Below are 24,922 nucleotides of genomic sequence, written 5' to 3'. Positions count from 1 at the left end.
GTAAGATGAAGTCACAAGTGTCACTCTTGGCTGTCGGAGCGGCATTTCTGCTTCCTGCTGCCCCTGCAATTGCTCAGGATGGAGCAGGTGACGAGGCGGCGTCTTCTGATGATAGCCCTGTTATCGTCGTTACCGGCCGCCTCAGAGGCGACGAATCCGTTCAGGACGTGCCGCTGGCCGTTACTGTGATCAACACCGAGCAACTCGGTGCGCAAGGCGCGCTGACAATCGAAGACGTAGAAACGCTTGCGCCAAACGTTGTGATCGACCCAGTCGGTGCGGGACCGGGCGGCGGCGCAATCTCGATCCGCGGCGTCAGCTTTCAGGACATCGAGAAAAGCTTTGAGCCGACAGTCGGCGTCGTCATTGACGGTGTCTTTATCGGCACGAATACCGGCCAGCTGACGAACGCGTTCGATTTCGAACAAGTGGAAGTGCTGCGCGGCCCACAAGGCACTCTGTTTGGACGCAACACAATCGGCGGTGTGATCAACATCCGCCGCTCGCGCCCGACCAAAGAGTTCGGACTGAAAGCAGAAGCCACCATGGGCAATTTCGGTCGTGAAGAATACAATGCGGTGCTCAATATCGGCGACGGCGAAGTGTTTGGGCTCAAGCTGTGGGGCTATGACCGCTCATTTGACGGGTTCTACGACAACGTCACGCTCGGCGTAGATGCAGGCGAGAATACCAACACCAACTTTGGCGGAACGCTCCTGATCGAGCCGACGCCCGAGCTCGAAATTCTGATTACTGCCGAGCACACGAAGCTCGGAGGTGACCCGCCAGTATCCTCGGTCTCAAACGACACCGATCTCATTTGCAGGCTTTTCGGCGCTGTGATCCCCGAGCAGTGCAACCGCGATCTCGAAGATGATCTTTATACCGTTTTCGGGAATTTTCTGGGCGATATCGACTACAGCGAAGATGCGTTTTCCGCTCAGGTGAATTACGATTTCGGAGGTATGACCCTGACCTCGATCACCGCATTGAGGGATTCAAGCGAGCGCCAGACGCAGGACTTCGACGGCACGTCGATCCCATTCTTTCAAACCGATCGCACGCAGGATTACCGGCAATTCAGCCAGGAACTGCGGCTCGCGGGCGATTTCACGGATTCGATCAGCGGAGTCCTTGGCATCTACTATTTCGCGAACGAATATCAGTTGGACTCGACCACGATCCTGCCCGGCGGTGCAACGAGCAGCAACGGGACCGATCACGAGACCAAGAGTTATGCAGCCTTTGCTGACTTCGACTTTGATCTGACTGACAGGCTGCGCCTGAGTCTTGGCGGTCGTTACTCGATCGATGAGAAGAACTATCGCCGCTTCGTTGTGAACGGGATCGATCTCAGCAACGATGACGATTGGAGCCAGTTCACCCCGCGCATTAGCCTTGACTACAGCGTCAGCGATGATCTGCTGGTCTATGGCTCTTATTCGCGCGGCTATCGTTCGGGCGGCTTCAATGGTCGGGGGATCACACAGACCTCGGTCCAGACTTCGTTTGAGCCGGAGACTGTCGATTCCTACGAAGCGGGTGCCAAGTTCACTTTCCTCGGCGGAGACGGCATTCTCAACATCGCCGCGTTCTATTCGCAGTATAATGACAAACAGGAAGAAGTGGTTCAGGCCACACCTCCCGGATCTCCAAACCCGCAAGAAACCGTCACCCGGAATGCCGCGAGTGCGACCATCAAGGGGCTGGAAGCCGATCTGAGGGTGGAGCTGCTAGACGGGTTCACGATCACATCGTCAATCGGTCTGCTCGATGCTGAATACGACAATTTCTTCATCGACCTTAATCTGGATGGGGTTCAGGATCCGGGCGAGGACGCTTCGAGCCGCCAGCTGCGCCGTACTCCGGATGTCACATTCTCGGTTGCTGCGGATTACCGTGTGCCGATTGGCAATTCGGCCGAGCTGGCGCTCAACACAAGGCTTGCTACGACCAGCTCTTACCAGACGACTATCGTTCCAGCTCCGGGGCAATTCGGTGTAAATGATCCGCGCGGTGTTCACCCCTCGCTGGCTGATCTGTCCGCCGCAGCCACATTCAGCTTTGACCTTGGCGCCACGACGTCGGCCTATGTCAGAGTGTTCGGTCGCAATCTGCTCGATGAGCGCGGTATTGGCGGGACCTTGCCGGTTGCTGGCCTATTCACATTCGCAAGCGGCGTGCCGCCGAGGCAGTATGGTGCGACATTAGGCTTCGAATTCTAAGCGCTCTCCAACTGGGGACTCGGCTTTCTCGAGTCCCCGCTCTGGGCCGCCGAAAGGCGGCCCTTTTTCTTTTCCAATGCGGCGCTCAATCCCGGCTGAGCGTAACCTTCGTCCCGGCCATGCCGCGCGTGATGGCGAACGGTTTGTCGATGGAAATCTCAGCGGCAGCGACATCGCCCATAGCGAGGCATTTTTCGGCCAGCTGGTGCGCAAAGGTCTCGATCAGCGGGATATGGATCAGCGCGAGCTCGTCTATCGCGGCCACGATCCGCCGATAGTCTACGGTTTCGCCGATTTCGGTGATTGCAGGCGCGACCACTTCCACCTCGACGCTCACGACCAGCGGCTGGCGCCGCCCTACCTCGTCCGGATTAATGCCGATATCAGCAAGAACAGGGTAATCGCGCACCCGAACATGGGTGCGGCAGACGGTGTCAGTCATGGGAGTTGGCCTTCCGCATTTTGCGCTGCTTTGAGAGTGTTGGACAACAGGCAGGCTATTGTCATGGGGCCGACGCCGCCCGGTACAGGGGTTACGGCTTTGGCGTGCTGGACTTCATCGAAGGCGATATCGCCGACAAGCTGTTCCCTGCCGCCGTCGCGCGCCAGCCGCGTGATGCCGACATCAATCAGGATTGCGCCTTCCTTGACCCAGAAACCGCGGACCAATCGCGGAGCGCCGGCAGCAGCGATGATGATGTCCGCCTGCCGCGCAATCTCGGGCAAGCCGCGTGTTTCGATGTGGGTGACTGTGACCGTTGCCTCGCGTTCGAGCAGGAGCATGGCGATAGGCTTGCCAACAATGTTCGACTTGCCGATCACCACGGCGTTCATTCCGGTCAGATCGTCGACAATCGTATCGAGCATCCGCATCACGCCCAGCGGCGTGCACGGCACCAGCCCCCCTGTGCCGGTCGAGAGCCGCCCGACATTGACGGGGTGGAAGCCGTCCACATCCTTGGCCGGATTAATCGCGCCCAGAATCACCGCCGCATCGATATGCGCCGGCAGGGGGACCTGCACCAGAATGCCGTGGACCGTGCTGTCGATATTGAGCCTTGCAATCAGCGTGAGCAATGCGTCCTGCGAGGTCTCGGCCGGCAAGCGATGCTCGTAACTGGTGATGCCGACGCGCGCGCAGGCCTTGATCTTGTGCGCGACATAGACCTCGCTCGCGGGATCTTGCCCGACCAGCACCACCGCGAGGCCCGGCACGGCCAACCCGAGCGCGACTCGGTCGCTCACGCCCTTGCGGGTTTCCTCGTCGAGTTGTCGCGCCAAGGCACGGCCATCGATCAATTGCGCCAAACCGGGTTCTCCCATTTGCCCGCGATTGCCAGGCTCCCGTTGATCCGGCGCGCCTGATGCAGAGCGGCTTGCAGCTTTGCAATCGCCGCATGCAGCGGACTCGGCCTTCCGCAGCAATCTACGATAAGTGAGCCAGATGATGCTGTCCTACCGGTGCTCCATAAAGCGAGGAATTCCGCCAGTTTCAGGACTGGAAGGGCGGAAATTTCGCCTACACTTATTCCCATCATTAGTCTGGGGAATGCAGCTCGTGCGCATTGCAGACCGGGTGTTGAGGCAGGCATAGGAAGCCTGCGCCGGGCTCCCCGGCATTGGGACGGATTATTGCCAGTGAACATGACAACAAGCGCACGTGTGGTCGTTATCGGGGGCGGAGTGGTCGGCGTAAGCACGCTCTACCACCTCGCCAAGCTCGGATGGTCTGACGTGACGCTGATCGAGCGCAAGGAATTGACCAGCGGTTCAACCTGGCATGCTGCCGGCTTGCTACCGCTGTTCAATCTTTCCTATTCGGTCGGCAAGATCCACCAATATTCGGTCGATCTCTATCCCAGCCTTGAAGCGGAAACCGATCTGAATGTCGGCTTTTCACGCGTGTCGAACATCCGCCTTGCCAAGACGCAGGACCGGATGGACGAATATCACTATTATGCAGGCGTGGCGAAAACGATCGGCGTAGATGTCGACTTTCTCACGCCGGAGGAGGTCAAGGAAATCTGGCCTTTGTGTGAAACGCACGACATTATCGGTGCGATCCGCCATCCCGATGATGGTTATATCCAGCCCGCCGATCTTACTCAGGCGCTGGCCAAGGGTGCGCGCCAGCGCGGTGCGACAATCCATCGCAACACCACCGTCACCGGCATTACGCAGAAAGCCAATGGCGAGTGGGTGGTTTCGACCGACAAGGGCGACATCACCTGTGAGCATGTGGTCTCATGCAGCGGCAATTTCGCGCGGCAGACCGGCCAGATGGTCGGGCTCGACATCCCGGTTATCCCGGTTGAGCACCAATATTTCGTCACTGAACAACACCCGCTGATTATGGAGCGGCGCGCAAAAGGCCTGCCCGAGATGGGCGTGCTGCGTGAAAGCGATTCATCGTGGTACATGCGCGAGGAGGCTGGCGGCTTGCTGCTTGGCCCCTACGAAGTCGGCGCGCCTGCCTGCTATGTCGATGGTCCTGCTGCCAATAGCGAATACGAACTGTTCCCTGACGATCTGGACCGGCTGATGCCGCATATCGAGTCGGCGATCGACCGTGTCCCTGCCTTTGGCGAGGTCGGGGTCAAAAAGGTCTATAACGGCGCGATTGCCTACACGCCCGATGGCTCGCCGATCATCGGACCGGCATGGGACCGTAAGAACTTCTGGCTCAATGAAGGCCACAGCTTTGGTATCACCGCAGCGGGCGGTGCTGGCTGGCAGCTGGCGCACTGGATCGTCGACGGCGAGCCGACCATCGACATGATGGGCGTCGATCCGCGCCGCTTTGGCGGTTATGCGGGCGAGGGCTATCTGATCGAAAAGAACGAAGAGGCCTATGCCAAGGTCTTCACCGTTCACTATCCGGATGAGGAGCGCGAGGCCGCACGCGGTCTGCGCCGCACGCCGTGCTACGACCGGATGAAGGATCTGGGCGCGGTCTTCGGCAATGTCTTCGGCTGGGAGCGGCCCAACTGGTTTGCGCCGCAAGGCTATGAACTGGGCGATGCGGAGCTTGACCGGCCCGACGTCCTGCTCAACCACAACCACCCTGTCGTCGACGGCGAGCCGATCCGCGAAAAATGGTCTTTCCGCCGCTCGAACTATTTCGAGCATGTCGGCAACGAAGTGAAGCACGTCACAAGCAAAGTCGGCATTCAGGATATGTCGCCCTTTGCCAAATGCCGCATCGCTGGTCCCGGCGCAGCCGAGTGGCTGGGCGGGCTGCTCACCAATTTCGTGCCTAAGACTATCGGGCGACTTTGCCTTTCCTATCTGCTCACCAGCGAAGGCGGCGTGCGCAGCGAGTTCACCGTCTACAAAACGGGACCGCAGGAATTCTATCTCGTTTCAGCGGGCGCCTATGAACGGCACGATCATGACTATCTCAAAAAGGCGATGCCAACCGACGGGTCGGTGACGTTCGAGCGGCTGACGACCAGCATGGGCGTGCTGGTTCTGGCCGGACCAAGGGCGCGCGACGTGCTGTCCAAAGTGACGCGTGCAGACCTTTCGAATGAGGGCTTCCCGTGGCTCACAGGTCAGAAGATCAGCATCGGTACAGCGCCGGTCGACGCGCTGCGGGTCAATTTCATCGGCGAGCTGGGCTGGGAAATCCATCACCCGATCGAGATGCAGAACTATATCTTCGATCAGCTGATGGAAGCCGGTGCCGAGTTTGACATCAAGCCCTTCGGCATTCGCGCGATGACTCTGATGGCGATGGAAAAGAGTTACAAGCTGATCCCGCGCGAGCTTTCGATCGAATATTCGGCGCATGAAAGCGGTCTTGATCGCTTCATTTCGAAGAAGAAGCCGCATTATCACGGTAAGGAACGGCTGCTGGAGCGGCAGGCTGCAGGTCTCAAGAACACGCTGGTAACGATGGAAGTCATGGATGTGACCGACGCCGACGCGCGTGGGTCCGAGGCGATCTATCTTGGCGAGGAGCTCGTCGGGCGCGTGACTTCGGGCGGGTATGGCTGGCGGGTCGGCAAAAGCCTGGCGCTTTCGATGGTCCGCCCAGATCTGGCGGAAGTCGGCACCCAGCTCGAAATCGCAATCCTCGGCAAGCGCTACAAGGCGGTGGTCATCGAGGACAGTCCCTTCGACCCCGAGAACGAGGCGTTGCGCGCCTGATCCGATGGTGAAATTCAGCGCTCTCTCCCTGTTCGCAAAAGCGCTCGGCCACCACAAGACGTGGCCCGAGCAATGGCCCGATGCTGCGCCCAAAAAGCAATACGACGTCGTAATCGTCGGTGCGGGCGGGCATGGGCTGGGCGCGGCCTATTACCTTGCGAAGAAGCACGGCATCACCAATGTCGCGGTGATCGAAAAAGGCTGGCTCGGCGGTGGTAATACCGGCAGGAACACGACGATCATCCGGTCGAACTACCTCTATGATGAGAGCGCGCATCTCTACGATCACGCGGTCAAACTGTGGGATGGATTGAGCCAGGATCTCAATTACAACGTCATGTATTCCAAGCGCGGCGTCATGATGCTCGCGCACAACGTCCATGATGTGCAGAGCTTCAAGCGGCATATCCACGCCAACCGCCTTAACGGTGTCGACAATGAGTGGCTGACGCCGGAAGAAGCCAAGGAATATTGCCCGCCGCTCTCGATCGAACCCGGTGCGCGCTATCCTGTGCTCGGGGCCGCCTTGCAGAGGCGCGGCGGGACCGCGCGGCACGATAGTGTAGCCTGGGGCTATGCGCGCGCGGCAGCTGCTCTCGGAGTGGATATCATACAGAACTGCGCCGTCACCGGCATCCGCCGCGGGGCGGATGGTGCGGTCGAAGGCGTCGAGACCGAGCGCGGCTTTATCGGCGCAAAGAAGATTGGCGTTTCGGCGGCGGGCAATTCCTCGCTGATCATGAAGATGGCCGGGCTCGACTTCCCGCTGGAAAGCTTCCCGCTACAGGCGCTGGTCAGCGAGCCGGTCAAGCCGGTGTTCCCCTGTGTGGTCATGTCGAACACGGTCCATGCCTATATGAGCCAGTCGGACAAGGGCGAGTTGGTGATCGGCGCGGGCACCGACCAATATGTCAGCTATTCGCAGCGCGGCGCCTCGCACATTATCGAACACAACATTGCCGCGATCTGCGAGATTTTCCCGATATTCCGCCGGATGCGAATGCTCAGGAGTTGGGCAGGCACGGTCGATGTCACGCCGGATCGTTCGGCAATCCTTGGTAAGACGCCAGTGAAAGGGCTCTATGTGAATTGCGGCTGGGGCACTGGCGGTTTCAAGGCGACGCCGGGCGCGGCGGACATGCTGGCATGGACCATCGCCAAGGACGAACCGCACCGGATCAACGCGCCTTTCACGCTCGAACGGTTCCGCAATGGCCGCCTTATCGACGAGGCCGCCGCTGCGGCTGTGGCGCATTGATGGGGGCGTGCTGACATGTTGCTGATCCGCTGCCCCTATTGCGAACAGGACCTTCCCGAGGTCGAGTTCACCTATGCTGGTGAGGCGCATATTGCGCGCCCGCTGGAACCTTCGGCTCTTTCCGATGAGGAATGGGAGAAGTATCTGTTTATCCGCGACAATCCGCGCGGGCGCCATCACGAGCGCTGGCGCCACAGCTTTGGCTGCGGACGCTTCTTCAACGCCGTGCGTGATACGGTGAGCGACAGGTTCGAAGTGACCTACAAGGCTGGAGAGCCGCGTCCTAAGGAGCCGGCGAAATGAGCGGCTGGCGCATCGAAGGGCTGGGACGGGTCGACCGTTCGCGCCCAGTCAGTTTCCAATGGGATGGCAAGACCCGTAACGGTTTTGCAGGCGACACCTTGGCGAGTGCATTGCTTGCTGATGGCGAAATGCTGTTTGGTCGCAGCTTCAAATATCACCGCCCGCGCGGGGTAATGTCAGCGGGGACCGAAGAGGCCAATGCGCTTGCTTCGGTTGACCGCGGCCCGGGCCGCTTCACGCCCAATCTACGGGCGACAGGTATCGAGATTTACGAAGGGTTGGATGCGCGCAGCCAGAACCGCTGGCCCTCGCTCAAAACCGATATCGGGTCGATCAATGACCGGCTGGGCCGCTTTTTCCCGGCGGGCTTTTACAACAAGACCTTCATGTGGCCGCGCAGCTTTTGGGAAAGGCTGTATGAACCCTCGATCCGCAATATGGCGGGTCTGGGCGATGCGCCCGAACTGCCTGATCCCGATCACTACTCTGCCGCCTATCTGCATTGCGATGTGCTGATTATCGGCGCTGGACCTGCCGGAATTGACCGCGCGCTCGAAGCCAGCGCGACCGGCAAGCGCGTGATTGTGGTGGACGAGCAGGACGAGCTGGGCGGCGGCGCACTTAGCGATCCGAAGCTGTGGCCATGGCTGGAAACCAGCGTGCGCGATCTAAAAGCGGCGGCGAACTTGCGCATTTTCACCCGCACGACGGCGCTGGGATATTATCACGACAACTTTATCACAGCGGTAGAGCGCCTTACCGATCACTTGCCGGAAACGGGCGATGGCCCGCGCGAGAAATTGTGGCGCATCCGCGCTGGCGAGGTGATCCTTGCACAAGGCGCGATCGAACGGCCATTGGTGTTCGAAGGCAACGATACGCCGGGCGTCATGCTGGCGAGCGCTGCAACCACCTACCTCCACCGATACGGCGTGGCCGTTGGGCACAAAGTCGCTCTGATGGCCTGCCATGATAGCGGCTGGCGCGATGTGTTTGCATTGCACGATGCTGGCGTGACAATCGCCGCCATTATCGATCTGCGGAGCGAGATTGATCCGGCGTTGATTGAAGAAGCATCATCACGCGCGATTGAAACGATGCTTGGCGCTAGCGTCATCGGAGCAAGCGGGCGCAAGGCGCTACGTGCAGTTCTTGTGGCACCGGGCGGCGGACAGATGCCGCGCACCATTTTCTGCGATGCTTTGCTGATGGCGGGCGGATGGACGCCCAGCATCCATCTCTGGTCGCATTCGAAGGGCAGTATTACATGGGATGACAAGTGGGGTGCTTATCTCCCTGCCAAACCCCATGAAAAGGTCCGCTGTGTCGGTGCATGTGCAGGCAAATGGGATTTCGGCAGCGGGATCAATATCGACCGCTTGCCAACACCCAAAGACCCGGCCGCGATCAAGGCCTTTGTCGATTTCCAGAACGATGTAACCGCCAAGGACATCGATCTGGCGGTGCGCGAAGGCTTCAAGTCGATCGAGCATATCAAGCGCTACACCACCACCGGAATGGCGACCGATCAGGGCAAGACCAGCAATCTCAACGGACTGCAGCTTGCTTCCAGCGCGCTCGACCGTCCGATCCCGCAGATCGGCCTAACCACCTTCCGTCCGCCTTACACGCCGCAAACATTCGGCGCGATGGCGGGGCATGCGAAGGATGCGCTGTTCCAGCCGACGCGTAAGACCAATATTGATGGTTGGGCAGAGGAGCAGGGCGCGGTGTTTGAACCGGTCGCCCAGTGGCGGCGCGCGCGCTATTTCCCCAAGGGCGGCGAGGACATGCACGCAGCGGTGAACCGCGAATGCGTGGCTGTGCGCGAGCATGTGGGTATTTTCGATGCCTCGACCTTGGGCAAGATCGAAGTCGTCGGACCAGATGCTGCCGAGTTCCTCAACCGCATGTACACCAATCCGTGGAAGATGCTGGAACCGGGTCGCTGCCGCTATGGTCTATTGCTGAAAGAAGACGGCTTCATCACCGATGACGGCGTCTCTGCGCGGCTAGCCGATGACCGCTTTCACTTGACCACCACTACAGGCGGCGCGCCACGCGTGCTCAACATGATGGAGGATTACCTCCAGACCGAATGGCCCGATCTCGACGTCTGGCTGACCAGCACGACCGAGCAATGGGCGGTGATTGCGCTCCAGGGACCAAAGGCGCGCGCGCTGATCGAACCCTTTGTGAAAGGGATCGATCTGTCGGCCGAAGCCTTCCCCCACATGGCGGTGCGCGAGGGCACGATCTGCGGCATTCCCACGCGGCTGTTCCGTGTTAGCTTCACCGGTGAACTCGGGTTCGAGATCAATGTGCCTGCCGCCTATGGCCGCGCGCTGTGGGAAGTGTTGTGGGAGGCCGGCCAACAGCACTCGATCACCGCCTATGGCACCGAGACGATGCATGTGCTGCGCGCGGAGAAGGGCTATATCATCGTCGGGCAGGACACTGACGGCACGATCACGCCGATGGATGCCGCGCTCAATTGGGCAATTGGCAAGAAGAAGACCGATTTCGTCGGTATGCGTAGCCTTTCGCGGCCTGACATCGTCGCGCCGGGCCGTAAACAACTGGTTGGATTGCTGACCGAAGATCCAGCCGAAGTGCTGGAGGAAGGCGCGCAAATTGTTGCTGACCCGAACCAGCCAGTGCCGATGACCATGCTCGGCCATGTCACCTCCAGTTATTGGAGCGAGACATTGGGACGTTCGATTGCAATTGCGATGGTTGCTGGCGGCCATGACAAGATGGGCGAGACCTTGCATATTCCGATGCCCGACAAGACGATCAGAGCCACAGTGAGCGGCATGGTCTTCTATGATCAGAAAGGGGAGCGCCTCGATGGCTGACTTACCCCTGCGGACCGAGCCGGTGCCGATCGAACCGGCCACTTTTGCGAACGTCACAATCGCGCTTGCACCGCCAATGGCGCGCTATTCGCTGCGCGCGCGCGATGCGTCACTGCTTGAAAAGGCCATAGGCCGTAAACTGCCATCTGAAATTGGTGCGATCAGCGACGATGCGTTGATGCTCGGGCCGGATGAGTGGCTCTTGCGCTTGCCAGGCAATACGCCGCTGGCCTTGGGTGAGGGCGCGCCTGTCAGCATTACCGATGTGTCCGAGCGCCAGATTGCGATTGTGGTCGAGGGCGCTTCCGCAGTTCAGGTATTGCAGGGTGCAAATCCTCTGGACCTTGCGAATTTCCCGGTTGGAAACGGCAAACGGACCATTTTTGACGGGGTGGAAATCCTGCTTATTCGCGAAACCGAGACCCGTTTTGTGGTCGAAGTCTGGCGCAGTTTTGCCGAGTTCGTGTGGGGCACTTTGGTGAAGTGCGCGAGCGAAGGCTAGCTGCCGCTCGCCTCAACATTCCACTACATTCACAGCCAGCCCGCCTTTGCTGGTTTCCTTGTATTTGCGACGCATATCCATGCCGGTCTGGCGCATGGTCTCGATCACCTTGTCGAGGCTGACCATGTGGCTGCCGTCGCCCATCAAGGCGAGGCGGCTGGCGTCGATAGCCTTGACCGCGCCCATCGCATTGCGCTCGATACACGGGATCTGGACCAGTCCGCCAACGGGATCGCAAGTGAGCCCCAGATTGTGCTCCATTCCGATTTCGGCTGAGTTCTCCACCTGCCAGATATCGCCGCCCAATGCTGCGGTCAGGCCTGCTGCTGCCATAGAGCAGGCGACCCCGACTTCTCCCTGACAGCCGACTTCGGCGCCAGAAATGCTGGCATTGCGCTTGTAGAGTGATCCGATCGCGGCGGCGGTCAGCAGGAAGATACGCTTGCCTTCCGGAGTGCCGCGATAGCAGCGTTCGTAATAGCGTAGGACCGCCGGAATAATGCCGGCTGCGCCATTGGTCGGGGCGGTCACAACACGGCCCCCCGCAGCGTTCTCCTCATTGACCGCGATGGCCCATAGATTGATCCAGTCAAGCGTGCCAAGCGGCTCGCTGAGCGATGCCTCTTGCCTCTCGCGCAGTTCGGTTGCAATCGACGGTGCTCTGCGTTTCACGTTGAGGCCGCCCGGCAAAGTGCCTGTCTGCCGGCAGCCGCGGTCGATACAAGCCATCATCGCAGCAGCGATCGCATCGATACCCGCCTCGACCTGTTCAACTGGTTGCCGCGCGCATTCGTTGCGAAGCATCAGCTCGGCGATGGACAGGCCTTCCGCTTCGCACATTTCGAGCAGCTCTGCGCCTGACGCGAAATCATGCGGGACACCGGCATCCATCGCAGAAGGAGCGTTCTGGCCCGCTTCGACCTCGTCGACGACGAAACCGCCACCAATCGAATAGTAGAGCCGGCTCGCCAGCATCTCGCCATTCTCGTCAAAGGCCTCGCAGGCCATGGCGTTGGAATGGAACGGCATGCGCTTTTTATGGAGGAAGCGCAGATCAGACTCTTCGTCGAACGGTATCCGCTGACTGCCAAGCAGTTTGATTCGTTTTTCCATGCGTATGGATGCGAGCAGTGCCGGGACTTCATCCGGATCCAGCCCGTCAGGCGTATGACCCGCAAGGCCGAGCAGCACGGCGGTATCCGAGCCGTGCCCTTTGCCTGTCAGAGCCAGCGAGCCGTAAAGGTCGATAGTCACACGCGCAACCTGCGACAGAGCGGCTTGTTCTTCGAGCCATTCCACAAAGCGCAAGGCAGCGACCATCGGTCCGACGGTGTGCGAACTAGACGGGCCGATCCCGATCTTGAACAGCTCGAAAAAACTAACGCTCATGGCCTCGCTCCCTGCATGAAAGCGCCCCATGCCGCGAAGCCGCGCTTCGGTCGAGAAAAACTGGAGGCGTGCTTTGGCGATCAGTGAAAATGATTGTGCGCTTCAGCTTGGATAATGTAAAATCGGGAAGTTCATATAAGATAGGTAAAACAATGCTTTAATTACCATTCGATCTCTGGCTCTGGTCAGTCATTTTGATCGCAGGAAAGATCAAAAACGCTTCCCAATCAGGTCGGAATTCGTCAAAACGTGATGGATACAAACACGGCGGGAGTTGCCGGTATGACTGTTGGTGCCTCTCTCAAGCCCGATCCTGCCTCAGGCGGCGCTATCCTTGCAGGCCCTGGAGGCCGGAGCATGCAACTGCATCCGACCTGGCTTCGCGAGAGGGTCAGCGAGCCTGACGCGCTTGACCCGGTGAATCACCAGCGACTCTACGAAACCAGCGACCTGCCTGCCGATTTGCGGGTGGAAGCGGTCGAGACGGACGCGGACGGGGCGCCTAGGGTGCGTTTCAGCGATGGCTATGTTGCACGTTTTGACCCTGCTCTTCTGGCAATCGAATGCGGGTGGGAGGATGACCGTGAGCAACCGCCCGCTCCGGTCCCATGGACCACCGCATTGAGCGAACTGCCAGCGATCCGTTACGAGGAACTCGACGAGGCAGACGGCATGCGGCGATTGCTCGACGGGTTCTTCCGTTACGGGTTCTGCATCATGCGCGGTACCCCCAACAATCCCGGTGATCTCCATCAACTCGCATCGCGCTTCGGGTTTGTCCGCGATACCCACTGGGGGCAGTTGTTTGATGTCGTGACAAAGCCGTCCGCGTCAGACCTTGCCTATACCGGACTGGCGCTCGCGGCGCATACCGACAACCCTTATCGCTTTCCGGTGCCGGGTATTCAGTTCCTGCATTGTCTGGAGAACGGTGTGGCGGGCGGTCTCTCGACCATTGTCGATGGCCTCGCGATCACGGAACGGCTCGCCGAACTGGCACCCGATGAAGCGGAAGTTCTAGCAGAATTGCCGGTGCGATTCCGGTACGACACTTACGGCTGCATCGTTGAGGATTCGAGCCCGCTGATCGAGCGCGACAAGCACGGCCAGATGATCGGACTGAGGCTCAGCACGCGGCTTGACTACGTCTTGCCCGCGCCGCCTGATAAGCTCGATCTGTTTTATTCCGGGCGGCGGCGGCTCCAAAAACTGGCTGCTGACCCTGAATTCGTCGTCAGTTTCCCGTTCGAGCCGGGCCTGCTCCTGATGATGGACAACCGCCGCACATTGCACGGGCGAACCGCGTTTGATGGCAACACTGGGCGCAGGCACCTTCAAGGCTGCTATATCGACCATGACGGACCGCGCAGCCTGTGGCGCACATTGATGCGCGACGGGGTCGCCAGCCTTGGCAGGGAAGCGGCGTGACCGGCGATCGGACAGTCTCCTTCACCCGAATGGATGAAGGCACGCGCGAGGATTACGCGCTGCTAGAGCAACATGAGGCGACCTACAAAGCGGGCCTGCCTGATAGGCTGATGGAGAGGTTGCGGTCTTTGGGCGAGGGGCTGTCCGGCTATCAGGTCTCGCGCCTCGAACACTCATTGCAAACCGCGACGCGTGCCCGGCGTGAAGGCGCTGATGCGGACTGGATCGTCGCAGCCTTGCTGCATGATCTTGGCGATGAACTGGCACCGCAAAACCATGACACTCTCGCCGCTGCGATCATCGCGCCCTATGTGCGCGAGGAGTGCACATGGGCTGTGCGCCATCATGGAATCTTCCAGTTCAAATATTACGGTGACAAGGTCGGGCTCGATCCCGATGCGCGTGAGAAGTATCGGGCTAACCCCTATTTCGATGGCGCGGCGCATTTCTGCAAGGCGTGGGACCAGACCAGCTTCGATCCGTCCTATCGCAGCGATCGGCTAGAGAGTTTTGCGCCGGAACTGGAGCAGGTTTTCTTGCGCGATGCGTGGGATGAAGACTATTTGCGGCGAGGATACGTGACGCGGTTCGCCGCATAGTTGGTTCGCGGCTTACGGGCTGCTCCAGGCGGAAGGTGGCGCCATGACTCGGAAATTTCTCGCGCTTGGCTCGCTGTTCATTTCTTCTGCGATTTTGCTTGCCGGGGGGGCGCTGCTTGGCACGCTGACCTCGATCCGCGCCAATCTTGAAGGCTTCCCGCTCCAAGCCATCGGGATCGTTATGGCCGGCTATTATCTCGGCTTCATCCTTGGCTGCCTGATGACGCCAGAGATGGTTCGCAGGGTCGGGCACATTCGTGTTTTTGCAGCACTTTCGGCGCTCGCGGCTGCATCGAGCCTCATCTTTGCAATCGAGCCGTCGACCTGGCTGTGGACCGGTCTGCGTGTCGTGGTCGGATTCAGCTTTGCCGGGCTCTATATGATCATCGAAAGCTGGATCAACGAGCGCTCGACCAATGCCAATCGCGGGCAGGTCCTATCGATCTATCGCATCATCGATTTTGCCGCGATGACCGTGGGGCAATATCTCCTTTTGTTAGCTGATCCAGCCGGCTTCGTCCTGTTTTCGCTCGTCGCAGTGTTGATTGCGGTCGCTATCGTTCCTGTCGCCCTTACCCAGATCGAGCTTCCCTCACCGCCGCGCGAGGCAAAGCTCAACCTAAGGCGATTATGGGCGGTCTCTCCGCTCGCAGTCGCGGGATGTTTCGTGGTCGGGCTGACCAATGGCGCGTTCTGGTCCATTGGGCCGATTTACGTCCAGCAGATGGGCTATGGTTCGGCGATGATCGCGAGTTTCATGAGCGCTGCTATCCTTGCCGGGGCGGCGGCGCAATATCCGCTGGGTCTGTTGTCTGACGTAGTCGACAGGCGCATGATCCTGATCCTCGCGTCTGTAGGCGCCGCGCTGGCCGGAGCTGGGCTGATGGCGCTCGGCGTAAGATCAGAATTCGCCATGCTGGCGGGCGCAGCCGGATACGGGGTTTTCGCCATGGCGATATTCGGACTGGCAGCGGCTCATGCCAACGATCACGCCGAGCCAGAGGACTTTGTCGCCATCAGTGGAGGGCTGCTGCTTATCTACGGGCTTGGCTCGGTTGCAGGCCCGCTCGTCTCGCCGTCGATCATCACCGCATTCGGGCCGTCGGCTCTATTCGGCTACACCGCTGCGATGCATGCAGGGCTGGTCGTTTTCGGCCTATACCGCACCGCGCGGCGGAGCAACGTTCCAGCCGGCGAGCAGGAGCATTTCGTCGTCGCGCGGCCAACCACGCCAGCCGTATTCGAATTCGATCCTCGCAGCAGCGATTAACCGCTCACTTTGCTTGACGCCAAGCGCGCCTTCACAGGTGCCTGACGCTCAGCACTTGGCGTGTTTCCGAAAGCCTCGCGGTAACACTTGGTGAAGTGTGCGGGCGAAGCGAATCCGGTGGCGAGCGCGACCTGCACAACCGGCAGCGCGGTGTGCCCGAGCAAATGCCGCGCACGGGCCAGACGCAATCCCAGATAATAGCGCGACGGAGTCTTCTGGAAATGCATCCGGAACAGGCGTTCCATCTGTCGCGGCGACAATCCGGCCCCGTCAGCGATCAGGTCGACCGAAACAGGCTGCTCGATGGCTTCCTCCATCAAGGCGATGGCCTGAAGCAATTTGGGGTGGCGCACGCCGGTCCGCTCGAGGATCGAAAGCCGCTGCGGTTCATGCGCTTCGCGTGCGAAATGGTGGACCATCAGTTCAGCGACGCCGGTGGCAAGTTCGCGCCCATGATCCAGAGCGATGAAATGGATCATCATGTCGAGCGGAGCGGTGCCGCCCGAGCAGGTCACCCGGTCGCGATCGATCTCGTAAAGCCGCGAGGTTACATCGAGATCGGGGAAGTTCTCGGTAAAACTGACGAGGTCTTCCCAGTGGACCGTGCAGCGATAATTGTCGAGCAAGCCTGCGCGCGCGAGGATGATGCTGCCGGTGCAAACACCGCCCAGCGCATCGGTTCGCCGCGCCTGCAAGCGCAGGGATTTTAGCAGGGCGGGGTCGGCGTGATCATTGGCTGAAAGGCCCGCACAAACCAGCAGCACACCGCCTTCGAATACCTCGGCCAGTGGCCCGTCGGCAACGACGCTCACGCCGTTGCTGGCTTTCACTTCGCTGCCATCGAGGGTGGCCACGCGCCACGAATAAAGCGGTTGGCCTGCAACGCGGTTTGCCGCGCGCAATGGCTCAATTGCCGCAGTGAACGCCATCATCGAGAATTCGGGCACGAGCAGGAAAGTGAACTTGCGAGTCAGCGTCGTAATCGCGCCTTCTCCGCCTTCGGTAGCGTCGCCCATTCGAGCCTCCAGTCCGCACCAGCAATTGGGCGGCGATAATGTCGCATTTATAGCATCGGATGTCGCATCCGGAATAGACAGAATTCGCACTGAGACGCATTTTGATTCAACCCTCGGGAGAAGGGTTGCCGGGCGACACATTGCCGTCTCGGTCGCACGGGAGAGGATGCAACCCATGAGTGATGATTCTGAAGACATTATCCTGCGCGATCTGAATGACGATGATCTCGTCGAACAGATGAAAGACGACCTTTACGACGGGCTAGCCGACGAAGTGCACGAAGGCACGAAGATCCTGCTCGATCGTGGGTGGGATGCAAACGAAGTGCTCAGCGATGCGCTGGTTGAAGGCATGCGGATCGTCGGGGTCGATTTCCGCGATGGCATCCTGTTCGTGCCCGAAGTCCTTCAATGTGCAGGCGCGATGAAGTCCGGCATGGAACTGCTCCGCCCGATTCTCGCCACCAGCGAGAACAAGGCGAGCCTCGGCAAATATGTCATCGGCACGGTCAAGGGTGACATTCACGACATTGGCAAGAACCTTGTCGGCATGATGCTTGAAGGGGCCGGGTTCGAAGTCATCGACCTTGGCATCAACAATCCGGTTGAGAACTATCTCGCTGCAATCGACGAGCATGAGCCTGCGGTTCTTGGCATGTCGGCGCTTCTGACCACTACGATGCCGTATATGGGTGTGGTGATCGAAGAGCTCGACAAGCGCGGGATCATGAAAGAGCTGCCGGTCATGGTTGGCGGTGCGCCGCTGAACCAGGAATTCGCGGATGCGATCGGTGCGACTCAATATGGGCGTGATGCAGCGATGAGCGCCGAGCTTGCGCGCGCTCTGGTCGGGCAGAACCACTGATGGTTGGCGGTGCCGCTCGCCGGTCGGGCGGACGGCGGTCACGACTGGCCCGGCGTGCCAAGCCACAAGGTGAGGCAGGGGCGGTCGGGACTGGCTTGACGCGGACAACGCGCAACCCGGATGGCCCGGCACTGATCCTGGCATGCGGTGCTCTTGCGAGCGAGGTCATCGCGCTGCGCGACCAGCTCGGGATAGAAGAGAACGCGCTGGTCTTGCACTGCCTTCCGGCTGAATTGCACAATCGTCCCGCCCAAATCGCGCCGCGCGTTGACGAATATCTGACAGCTCATCGCGAGAAATACTCGCAGGTGCTGATCGGCTATGGCGATTGCGGCACGGGCGGCGCGCTCGATGCCGTGCTTGAGCGCCACGATGCAGAGCGTCTGCCGCATGCTCATTGCTACGCATTCTATGCCACCAACCCGATCTTCGAGGAGATCACCGAGGCTGAAGTCGGGAGCTTTTTCGTCACCGACTTCCTTGTCAAACACTTCGACCGGTTGATCTGGGAAGGGCTGGCGCTCGACCGGCATCCCGAGATGCTGGAGGCTCTCTTCGGCAATTACCGCGACCTCGTTTATCTCGCGCAGACCGACACGCCCTTGCTGCGCATCAAGGCGCAGGAAGCGGCCGAACGGCTGGGTTTGAATTATAAGTTCCGCGATGTCGGATATGGCGATCTGGCTTCTGCCATCGCTGCGACGGCGGGCGCTCCCCGAGCTCAGGCGAATGTATAGCGTCCGCCTATGGTCTGTGCGCCATTCGCGCGGGATGGAGCGCGTCTATAACGCGGTCAATCCGGCGATTGTGTCGTTGCTTCGCGGCGTCACTAAAGTGTTCGGACGCAGTCTTGATCGCCCGATCACCGCGGTTGAGCGGGCCGGCAAGGAGTTCTTCTTCGATTGCAAGATGTGCGGCAATTGCGTGCTGTCGAGCACCGGCATGTCCTGCCCGATGAATTGCCCCAAGACGATCCGTAACGGTCCGTGCGGTGGTGTGCGTGAGAACGGCATGTGCGAGGTCAAGCCCGAGATGCGCTGCGTCTGGCACGCGGCGTGGGACGGCGCGAGCCGGATGCAGGAAGGCAACGCGGCGATCCACGAGCTGCAATTCGCAGTTGATCAGCGAAACAAAGGCAAATCGTCCTGGCTAAAGCTGGCGCGCGATGAGTGAAGATTTTGCCTTCGACGAATATGGCGCGAATCCGGGCGATCCCTTGTCGATGCGAGAAGGGCATTCTTCGCACGGACGTTTCGAGCGTGTGCTGCGTGCGGGCCAGTTCGCAATCACTTCCGAAATTGCACCGCCCGACAGCGCGGACCCGGACGAGGTGCTGAACCGCGCGGCGCAGTTTGACGGCTATGTCGATGCGATCAACGCGACCGATGGGTCAGGCGCTAACTGTCACATGTCGAGCCTGGGCGTCTGCGCGCTGCTGACGCGCGTCGGTTACTCGCCGATCATCCAATTGTCGTGCCGCGACCGCAACCGGATCGCGATGCAGGGTGACGTGTTGGGTGCGGCTGCACTTGGTGTGTGTACGGCTCTGTGTCTTTCTGGCGATGATGTCAGCGTTGGCGATCATCCTGAGGCGAAGCCGGTGTTCGACCTCGACAGCGTATCACTGCTGCAGACGATCCGGACCTTGCGCGATGAGGAGCGCTTTCTCTCAGGCCGAAAGCTCGACGAAGGGCCGCGCATGTTCCTTGGCGCGTCGATCAATCCCTTTGCTCCGCCGATTGCCAACCGGGTCGATCAGTTTGCGAAGAAGGTCGCCGCAGGTGCGCAATTTGTGCAGTCCCAATATTGCTTTGACGTTGAAATGGCGCGCGATTTCATGGCGCGATCGGTCGACCGGGGGCTTGCAGAGAAGTGTTTTGTGCTCATGGGCGTAGGGGTCCTCGCCAGCGCAAAGACGGCAATGTGGCTGCGCAGCGCAATCCCTGGTGTCCATATTCCCGATCACGTCGTCCGCCGCCTCGAACAGGCGGAGAAACCGCGTGAGGAAGGCCGGGTCATCGCTATCGAACTGATGCAGCAGCTCGCCGAGATCGAGGGGATCAGCGGCATCCACCTGATGGCTTACAAGCAAGAGCAGTTCGTGGGCGAGATCGTCACCCGTTCCGGCGTGTTGGGAGGCCGTAAACCCTGGGGCCTCGCCCGCGCGGAAGAAGCGCTGCACACCAATATCGAACATCAATTCCAGGCGGCTCAAGTTTAAGGATTATACCCGCATGTCACGCACCGTACTCAGTTCCGCATCAAAGGAAGTCGTGATCGGCTTTGACCAGCCCTTCGTAATGATTGGCGAGCGGATCAATCCCACAGGGCGCAAACTGCTCGCTGCCGAGATGAAAGAAGGCGACTATTCGCGCGTTCAGGCCGACGCTTTGGCGCAGGTTGAGGCAGGCGCACAGATGCTCGACGTCAATGCGGGTATTCCGCTGGCTGACGAACCCAAGATTCTCGCAGAGGTGATCCAGCTCGTACAGTCGATCACCGATGTGCCGCTATGCATCGACAGCTCGATCATCGAGGCGCTCGAGTCCGGCCTTTCGGTCTATCAGGGGCGCGCTTTGGTCAATTCCACGACCGCCGAAAGCGAAGTGATGGAGCGGGTGCTGCCGCTGGTAAAGAAATACGACGCCGCGGTCGTCGCGATCTCGAATGACGAGACGGGCATCTCCGAAGACCCCGACGAACGTTTTTTGATTGCCAAGCTGATCGTGGAGCGCGCGCAGGATCACGGGATCAAGCCCGAGGACGTGGTGGTCGATCCGCTGGTTATGCCGATTGGTGCGATCAATTCGGCGGGCAAGGACGTGTTTCGCCTGATCCGCCGGTTGCGTGAGGAGCTGGGTGTAAACACCACCTGCGGCGCATCGAATATCGGTTTCGGCCTGCCCAACCGCCACGCTATCAACAACAGTTTCCTGCCTATGCTGCAAGTCGCAGGTATGACCAGCGCAATCCTCAATCCGCTGCATGACGGGTTGGTTCCGGCGATCAAGGCTGCGGATGTGCTCAACGGGAACGACCCCAATTGCGCGAACTGGATCAAGACCTATCGCGAGCCCCCTGCCGAGGGTGAGGGTGGAGGCCGCGGTGGACGCCGTGGCAGCCGCAGACGTCGTGGCTGATATGCGATCCGGGCAGTGCCTTTGCGGTAGCGTGACCTACCGCGCAAAAGGGCTGCGCGACATCTGGTACTGCCATTGCCGGCAGTGCCGCTATGCCACCGGGCATTTTATGGCCGCGTGCCGGACCGAGAAAGACGATCTCGAATGGGACGGGTTTATTTCATGGTCTGCGCATTCCGGCACGTCCGAGATCGCTCGCTGCCGCCAATGCGGTAGCCCGTTATTCTGGCGGCAGCCGGGAAGCGCGACGATCAGCGTGGTAGCGGGCAGCCTTGATGACACTGATGGCATTGCGGTGCCCGGCCATATCTTCACCGGCGAAAAGGGTTCTTATTACGCGATCAGCGACGGACTGCCGCAATCGCCAGCTGAGCCGGAGGGCGGGGTCTGAGACGAATATGACTGAACACAAGGTCATCTTTACCCCTTCGGGCATCCGCGCGACAGCGGACGGCGAACAGACCGTCTATGACGTTGCGCTGGCGGCTGGAGTTGACTTGCAGTCGATTTGCGGCGGCAAGGGCATGTGCAATCGCTGTCAGGTTGAGGTCGAGCCCGGCAATCACGCCAAATACGGCGTTACGGTGGGCGAAAATGCGCTGTCGGATTGGACCGAAAGCGAACAGCGGGGCGTCGACAAAGGGCGCTTGCAAGCAGGCCGCCGCCTTGCCTGCCGGGCGAAGGTGCAGGGCGATGTAGTGGTCGATGTGCCCGCTGATGCGCGCGAATACGACACTAGCATTTCCAAGGCTTCGGTTGCCTTCCTGACAGAGCTGGACCCGGCGGTGACGCTCCACATGCTCGAACTGCCGCAGCAAGGGCTGGACGACAATCCTTCCGACGCGGAGGCTCTTTCGGCTGCCCTGCGCCAGTTTGGAATTGAAGCCTCGCCAAAGCATCGCGCGCTCGTGAAACTCCAGCCGATCCTGGCGAAGAATGACCGGCGCTTGATTGCCGTGGTCCGCGACGATCACCAGGTTATCGATGTCTGGCCGCCGGAAATGTTCCACGTTTACGGGGCGGCCATCGACATCGGCTCGACCTCCATCGCGCTCTATCTCTACGATCTTTCACAGGGCGAGCTGGCCTACGAAGCCTCTGCAATGAACCCGCAAATCCGGTTTGGCGAAGATCTGATGAGCCGGGTGTCCTATTGCATGCTCAACAAGGGCGGTGAGGAAAAACTGACCAAAGCGGTGCGCGAACAGATCGCGGCCATGCTGGAACAGGCACGCGCGACGCTCAATCTGGGGCACAACCAGATTCTCGAGATTGTGGCGGTCGGCAACCCGATCATGCATCACCTCTTCCTCGGCATATCGCCGGTCGAATTGGGGCAGGCGCCATTTACGCTGGCGGTGAAGGAGCTTTTCGAAATTCCCGCCCGATTGCTTGATCTGGGAATCTCGGAAAGCGCGCGGGTGACTATGTTGCCGCTGGTCGGCGGCCATGTGGGCGCGGATACGACCGGCGCTTATCTCACCCAGATCGACAGAATGGACGGACGCAGCGTCTTGCTGGTCGATATCGGCACCAATGCCGAGATTGTGCTGAGCCATGGAGGCAAGGTAGCCGCTGCTTCATCGCCTACGGGTCCTGCCTTCGAAGGCGCGGAAATCAGCGCAGGCGTGCGGGCCAGCAAGGGTGCGATCGAGCGCGTGCGGATCGATCCGGCAACAGGCGCAAGCAAGGTCCGAATTATAGGACACGGCGAGTGGCTGTCGGACAGCGACGGCTCAGTCCTCCCGCACCGGATCAGCGGCATTTGCGGATCGGGCATATTCGAGGTCATGGTCGAGCTTGCGGATGCAGGCTTTATCGATCGCGGAGGCTTGTTCCGGCCCCAGGCCTGTCCGGCGCGCTTTGTCGCTGACGGGAACAGCTGGAAGTTCCTGCTGGTGGACCAACCCGGCGCGCAAATCTGGGTCAAACAGACCGATATTCGCAGCGTGCAACTGGCGAAAGCGGCGCTGGCTGCGGGCGTGCGGCTTCTCACCGACCACCTTGGCTGCGAAACTTTCGACGAAGTGCTGCTCGCAGGCGCGTTCGGCAATCATCTCGACGCAGACTACGTCGCGCGGATCGGGATCATACCGGGAGCGGAGGCAGCGCAGATCAGTTCGATCGGCAACGCGGCGGGGATGGGCGCCGCAATGGCGATGTTCAACCGCGCCGAACAGCGCAAACTGGTCGAAGCGGTGCGCAAGATCGAAAAAGTCGAAACCGCGACCGAACCCAAATTCCAGGATTACTTCGTCGAGGCGATGGCATTTCCCACTGCGCCCCAGACGAACGATGAAAACAAGCAGGGGCGGGGCCGCCGGCGCCGCTCGCGCGACAGGACAGCATAGGAAGGATTGAGTATGCCGAGAGAAGGACGTTCCGGAGGCCGTCGTGGCCGCGCCGCAGCCAATGCTGCCGAAGCACAGCCGCGCGCACCCTATATCAAGCGCAATATTCCGCCTTACGAGGTGCTCGGCGATGCCGACCTTGCGACTATCGAAGCCAATGCCGAGACAATCCTCGAAGAGATCGGGATCGACATCAAGGACGATCCTGAAACAATCGAGATATTCGTCAAGGCAGGTGCCACTGCCGATGGCGAGCGGGTTCGCTTCCCGCGCGGTATGTGCCGCGAGCTGATCCAGGCCACCGCACCGCGCCAGTTTACCCAGTTCGCGCGCAACCCGGCCAACAATGTCGAGATCGGCGGCAACAACACCGTGCTGGTTCCGGCCTACGGCTCCCCCTTCGTCTATTCGCGTGAAGAGGGCCGCCGCTATGCAACGATCGAGGACTTCCGCAATTTCGTGAAGCTCGCTTACATGGCCGACAGCCTGCACCATTCGGGCGGCACGATCTGTGAACCGGTCGACCTGCCGGTGAACAAGCGCCATTTCGACATGGTCTACAGCCACATCAAATATAGCGACAAGGCGTTCATGGGTTCGGTCACGCACCCCGAACGCGCCGAGGATTCGGTCGCCATGGCCAAGATCGTATTCGGCGACGACTTCGTCGAAAACAATTGCGTGCTGATCAACCTGATCAACGCCAATTCGCCCATGACCTTTGACGACACCATGCTCGGCTCGCTCAAAGTCTATGCCCGGCACAATCAGGCGGTGATGGTCAGTCCTTTCATCGTCGCAGGCGCAATGTCGCCAGTGACGGTGGCGGCGGTCGCGGCGCAGTCGCTGGCCGAAGGCATGGTCGGCATGTCGCTTGCCCAGCTCGTGCGACCCGGATCGCCGGTGATCTACGGCAATTTCGTCAGCTCGATGTCGATGCAGTCGGGTGCACCAACCTTTGGCTCACCCGAAGCCTCACTGGTGATCAACACCGGCGCAGCACTCGCGCGGAGGCTCGGCGTGCCGTTCCGTAGCGCAGGCGGCTTCACCGCTTCCAAAGTCCCCGACGCGCAGGCCGCTTATGAAGCGGCAAACACATTGCAACAGGGCCTGCTCGCAGGGGTAAACTTCATGCTCCATACCGCCGGCTGGCTCGAAGGCGGGCTTGCCATGGGTTACGAGAAATTCGTCATGGACTGCGATCAGGCGGCGATGATGGCGGTCTATGCTAAGGGCGTGGATATGAGCGAAAACGGGCAGGCGATGGACGCGCTGCGCGAAGTCGGCCCGGGCCAACATTTCCTTGGTTGCAGCCACACGCAGGCAAACTTCAAAAGCGCGTTCTACCGTTCGACCATTGCCGACAATAACAGCTACGAGCAGTGGATCGAGGATGGTTCGACGAGTGCCGAAGAGCGCGCGGAAAAGCTCTACAAGCAGCTGCTGGCGGGCTATGTCGCGCCCGAGCTTGACCCGGAGATCGACGCGCGACTGGTCGAGTTCATGGAAACCCGCAAGGCGAGCTTCCCTGATTCAAACATCAGCTAAGGACGGCTTGCACCCGCT

21 protein-coding genes are annotated in these 24,922 nt (G+C 60.2%); 17 read left to right on the top strand and 4 right to left on the bottom strand.

What is annotated here, in order from left to right; genetic code table 11:
• The first annotated feature begins 5 nt into the window (after nucleotides 1-5).
• The gene (locus Q0887_RS07605; protein ID WP_299195282.1) at nucleotides 6-2,225 is read left to right on the top strand and encodes a TonB-dependent receptor; all 2,220 of its coding nucleotides are present in this window, start codon (nucleotides 6-8) and stop codon (nucleotides 2,223-2,225) included.
• Between the two features lie 85 nt (nucleotides 2,226-2,310).
• On the opposite strand, the gene Q0887_RS07600 is transcribed toward Q0887_RS07605, so the two are convergent.
• Nucleotides 2,311-2,667, bottom strand: a complete 357-nt coding sequence (locus Q0887_RS07600; RefSeq protein ID WP_299193689.1) for a dihydroneopterin aldolase — start codon at nucleotides 2,665-2,667, stop codon at nucleotides 2,311-2,313.
• Nucleotides 2,664-3,548, bottom strand: coding sequence for a bifunctional methylenetetrahydrofolate dehydrogenase/methenyltetrahydrofolate cyclohydrolase FolD (folD, locus tag Q0887_RS07595; RefSeq protein WP_299193687.1), 885 nt, complete (start codon nucleotides 3,546-3,548; stop codon nucleotides 2,664-2,666). Before folD ends, Q0887_RS07600 begins: the two co-directional genes overlap by 4 nt.
• A 321-nt stretch (nucleotides 3,549-3,869) precedes the next feature.
• Between folD and Q0887_RS07590 the strand changes: the two genes are divergently transcribed.
• Genes Q0887_RS07590 through Q0887_RS07570 form a run of 5 tightly spaced genes read left to right on the top strand, consistent with a single transcriptional unit; the run spans nucleotide 3,870 to nucleotide 11,298 of the window.
• A complete protein-coding gene (locus tag Q0887_RS07590; RefSeq protein WP_299193685.1) occupies nucleotides 3,870-6,377 on the top strand; it encodes an FAD-dependent oxidoreductase in 2,508 nt (835 codons plus the stop codon).
• Between the two features lie 4 nt (nucleotides 6,378-6,381).
• Nucleotides 6,382-7,635: a sarcosine oxidase subunit beta family protein gene (locus tag Q0887_RS07585; RefSeq protein WP_299193684.1), complete on the top strand. Its 1,254-nt coding sequence runs from the start codon at nucleotides 6,382-6,384 to the stop codon at nucleotides 7,633-7,635.
• Between the two features lie 15 nt (nucleotides 7,636-7,650).
• Nucleotides 7,651-7,938 (top strand): sarcosine oxidase subunit delta, encoded by a 288-nt coding sequence (locus Q0887_RS07580; protein ID WP_299193682.1) that lies wholly within the window; start codon nucleotides 7,651-7,653, stop codon nucleotides 7,936-7,938.
• Entirely contained in the window at nucleotides 7,935-10,796 is a 2,862-nt protein-coding gene (locus Q0887_RS07575; RefSeq protein ID WP_299193680.1) for a glycine cleavage T C-terminal barrel domain-containing protein, read from the top strand. Before Q0887_RS07580 ends, Q0887_RS07575 begins: the two co-directional genes overlap by 4 nt.
• Complete coding sequence (locus Q0887_RS07570; protein WP_299193678.1) at nucleotides 10,789-11,298, top strand: sarcosine oxidase subunit gamma family protein; 510 nt, start codon at nucleotides 10,789-10,791, stop codon at nucleotides 11,296-11,298. Before Q0887_RS07575 ends, Q0887_RS07570 begins: the two co-directional genes overlap by 8 nt.
• A gap of 12 nt (nucleotides 11,299-11,310) precedes the next feature.
• On the opposite strand, the gene Q0887_RS07565 is transcribed toward Q0887_RS07570, so the two are convergent.
• Complete coding sequence (locus Q0887_RS07565) at nucleotides 11,311-12,687, bottom strand: L-serine ammonia-lyase (RefSeq protein ID WP_299193677.1); 1,377 nt, start codon at nucleotides 12,685-12,687, stop codon at nucleotides 11,311-11,313.
• A 357-nt stretch (nucleotides 12,688-13,044) separates the two neighbouring features.
• On the opposite strand from Q0887_RS07565, the gene Q0887_RS07560 reads away from it, so the two are divergent.
• The 3 genes from Q0887_RS07560 to Q0887_RS07550 are packed head-to-tail and all read left to right on the top strand — an operon-like array spanning nucleotide 13,045 to nucleotide 15,984.
• Nucleotides 13,045-14,115 (top strand): TauD/TfdA family dioxygenase, encoded by a 1,071-nt coding sequence (locus tag Q0887_RS07560; RefSeq protein ID WP_299193675.1) that lies wholly within the window; start codon nucleotides 13,045-13,047, stop codon nucleotides 14,113-14,115.
• Nucleotides 14,112-14,714 (top strand): HD domain-containing protein, encoded by a 603-nt coding sequence (locus Q0887_RS07555; RefSeq protein ID WP_299193673.1) that lies wholly within the window; start codon nucleotides 14,112-14,114, stop codon nucleotides 14,712-14,714. The genes Q0887_RS07560 and Q0887_RS07555 overlap by 4 nt, the downstream gene beginning before the upstream one ends.
• Before the next feature lie 43 nt (nucleotides 14,715-14,757).
• Nucleotides 14,758-15,984, top strand: a complete 1,227-nt coding sequence (locus tag Q0887_RS07550; RefSeq protein WP_299193671.1) for an MFS transporter — start codon at nucleotides 14,758-14,760, stop codon at nucleotides 15,982-15,984.
• Here Q0887_RS07550 and Q0887_RS07545 read toward each other — a convergent pair.
• On the bottom strand, nucleotides 15,981-17,000 hold the full coding sequence (locus Q0887_RS07545) for a GlxA family transcriptional regulator (RefSeq protein ID WP_299193670.1): 1,020 nt from the start codon (nucleotides 16,998-17,000) through the stop codon (nucleotides 15,981-15,983). The genes Q0887_RS07550 and Q0887_RS07545 overlap by 4 nt on opposite strands.
• Before the next feature lie 175 nt (nucleotides 17,001-17,175).
• Here Q0887_RS07545 and Q0887_RS07540 point away from each other — a divergent pair, with 175 nt between their 5' ends.
• From Q0887_RS07540 to Q0887_RS07505, 8 genes are all read left to right on the top strand, one after another.
• Entirely contained in the window at nucleotides 17,176-17,865 is a 690-nt protein-coding gene (locus tag Q0887_RS07540; protein ID WP_299193668.1) for a corrinoid protein, read from the top strand.
• Nucleotides 17,866-17,960: 95 nt separating this feature from the next.
• Entirely contained in the window at nucleotides 17,961-18,602 is a 642-nt protein-coding gene (locus Q0887_RS07535; RefSeq protein ID WP_299193666.1) for a DUF1638 domain-containing protein, read from the top strand.
• The gene (locus Q0887_RS07530) at nucleotides 18,595-19,038 is read left to right on the top strand and encodes a methylenetetrahydrofolate reductase C-terminal domain-containing protein (RefSeq protein ID WP_299193664.1); all 444 of its coding nucleotides are present in this window, start codon (nucleotides 18,595-18,597) and stop codon (nucleotides 19,036-19,038) included. Before Q0887_RS07535 ends, Q0887_RS07530 begins: the two co-directional genes overlap by 8 nt.
• Nucleotides 19,031-20,086 (top strand): methylenetetrahydrofolate reductase, encoded by a 1,056-nt coding sequence (locus Q0887_RS07525; protein ID WP_299193662.1) that lies wholly within the window; start codon nucleotides 19,031-19,033, stop codon nucleotides 20,084-20,086. Before Q0887_RS07530 ends, Q0887_RS07525 begins: the two co-directional genes overlap by 8 nt.
• Nucleotides 20,087-20,099: 13 nt before the next feature.
• On the top strand, nucleotides 20,100-21,005 hold the full coding sequence (locus Q0887_RS07520; RefSeq protein ID WP_299193661.1) for a methyltetrahydrofolate cobalamin methyltransferase: 906 nt from the start codon (nucleotides 20,100-20,102) through the stop codon (nucleotides 21,003-21,005).
• Nucleotides 20,980-21,396, top strand: a complete 417-nt coding sequence (locus Q0887_RS07515; RefSeq protein ID WP_299193659.1) for a GFA family protein — start codon at nucleotides 20,980-20,982, stop codon at nucleotides 21,394-21,396. The genes Q0887_RS07520 and Q0887_RS07515 overlap by 26 nt, the downstream gene beginning before the upstream one ends.
• Before the next feature lie 7 nt (nucleotides 21,397-21,403).
• Nucleotides 21,404-23,356, top strand: coding sequence for an ASKHA domain-containing protein (locus tag Q0887_RS07510; RefSeq protein ID WP_299193658.1), 1,953 nt, complete (start codon nucleotides 21,404-21,406; stop codon nucleotides 23,354-23,356).
• A gap of 12 nt (nucleotides 23,357-23,368) precedes the next feature.
• The gene (locus Q0887_RS07505; RefSeq protein ID WP_299193656.1) at nucleotides 23,369-24,904 is read left to right on the top strand and encodes a trimethylamine methyltransferase family protein; all 1,536 of its coding nucleotides are present in this window, start codon (nucleotides 23,369-23,371) and stop codon (nucleotides 24,902-24,904) included.
• Nucleotides 24,905-24,922: the final 18 nt, after the last annotated feature.

This window comes from uncultured Erythrobacter sp., from assembly GCF_947492365.1.
In the GTDB taxonomy this organism is placed as follows: domain Bacteria; phylum Pseudomonadota; class Alphaproteobacteria; order Sphingomonadales; family Sphingomonadaceae; genus Erythrobacter.
The sequence above is the reverse complement of the archived record's forward strand: the minus strand, read 5'-3'. Positions and strand labels throughout refer to the sequence as shown.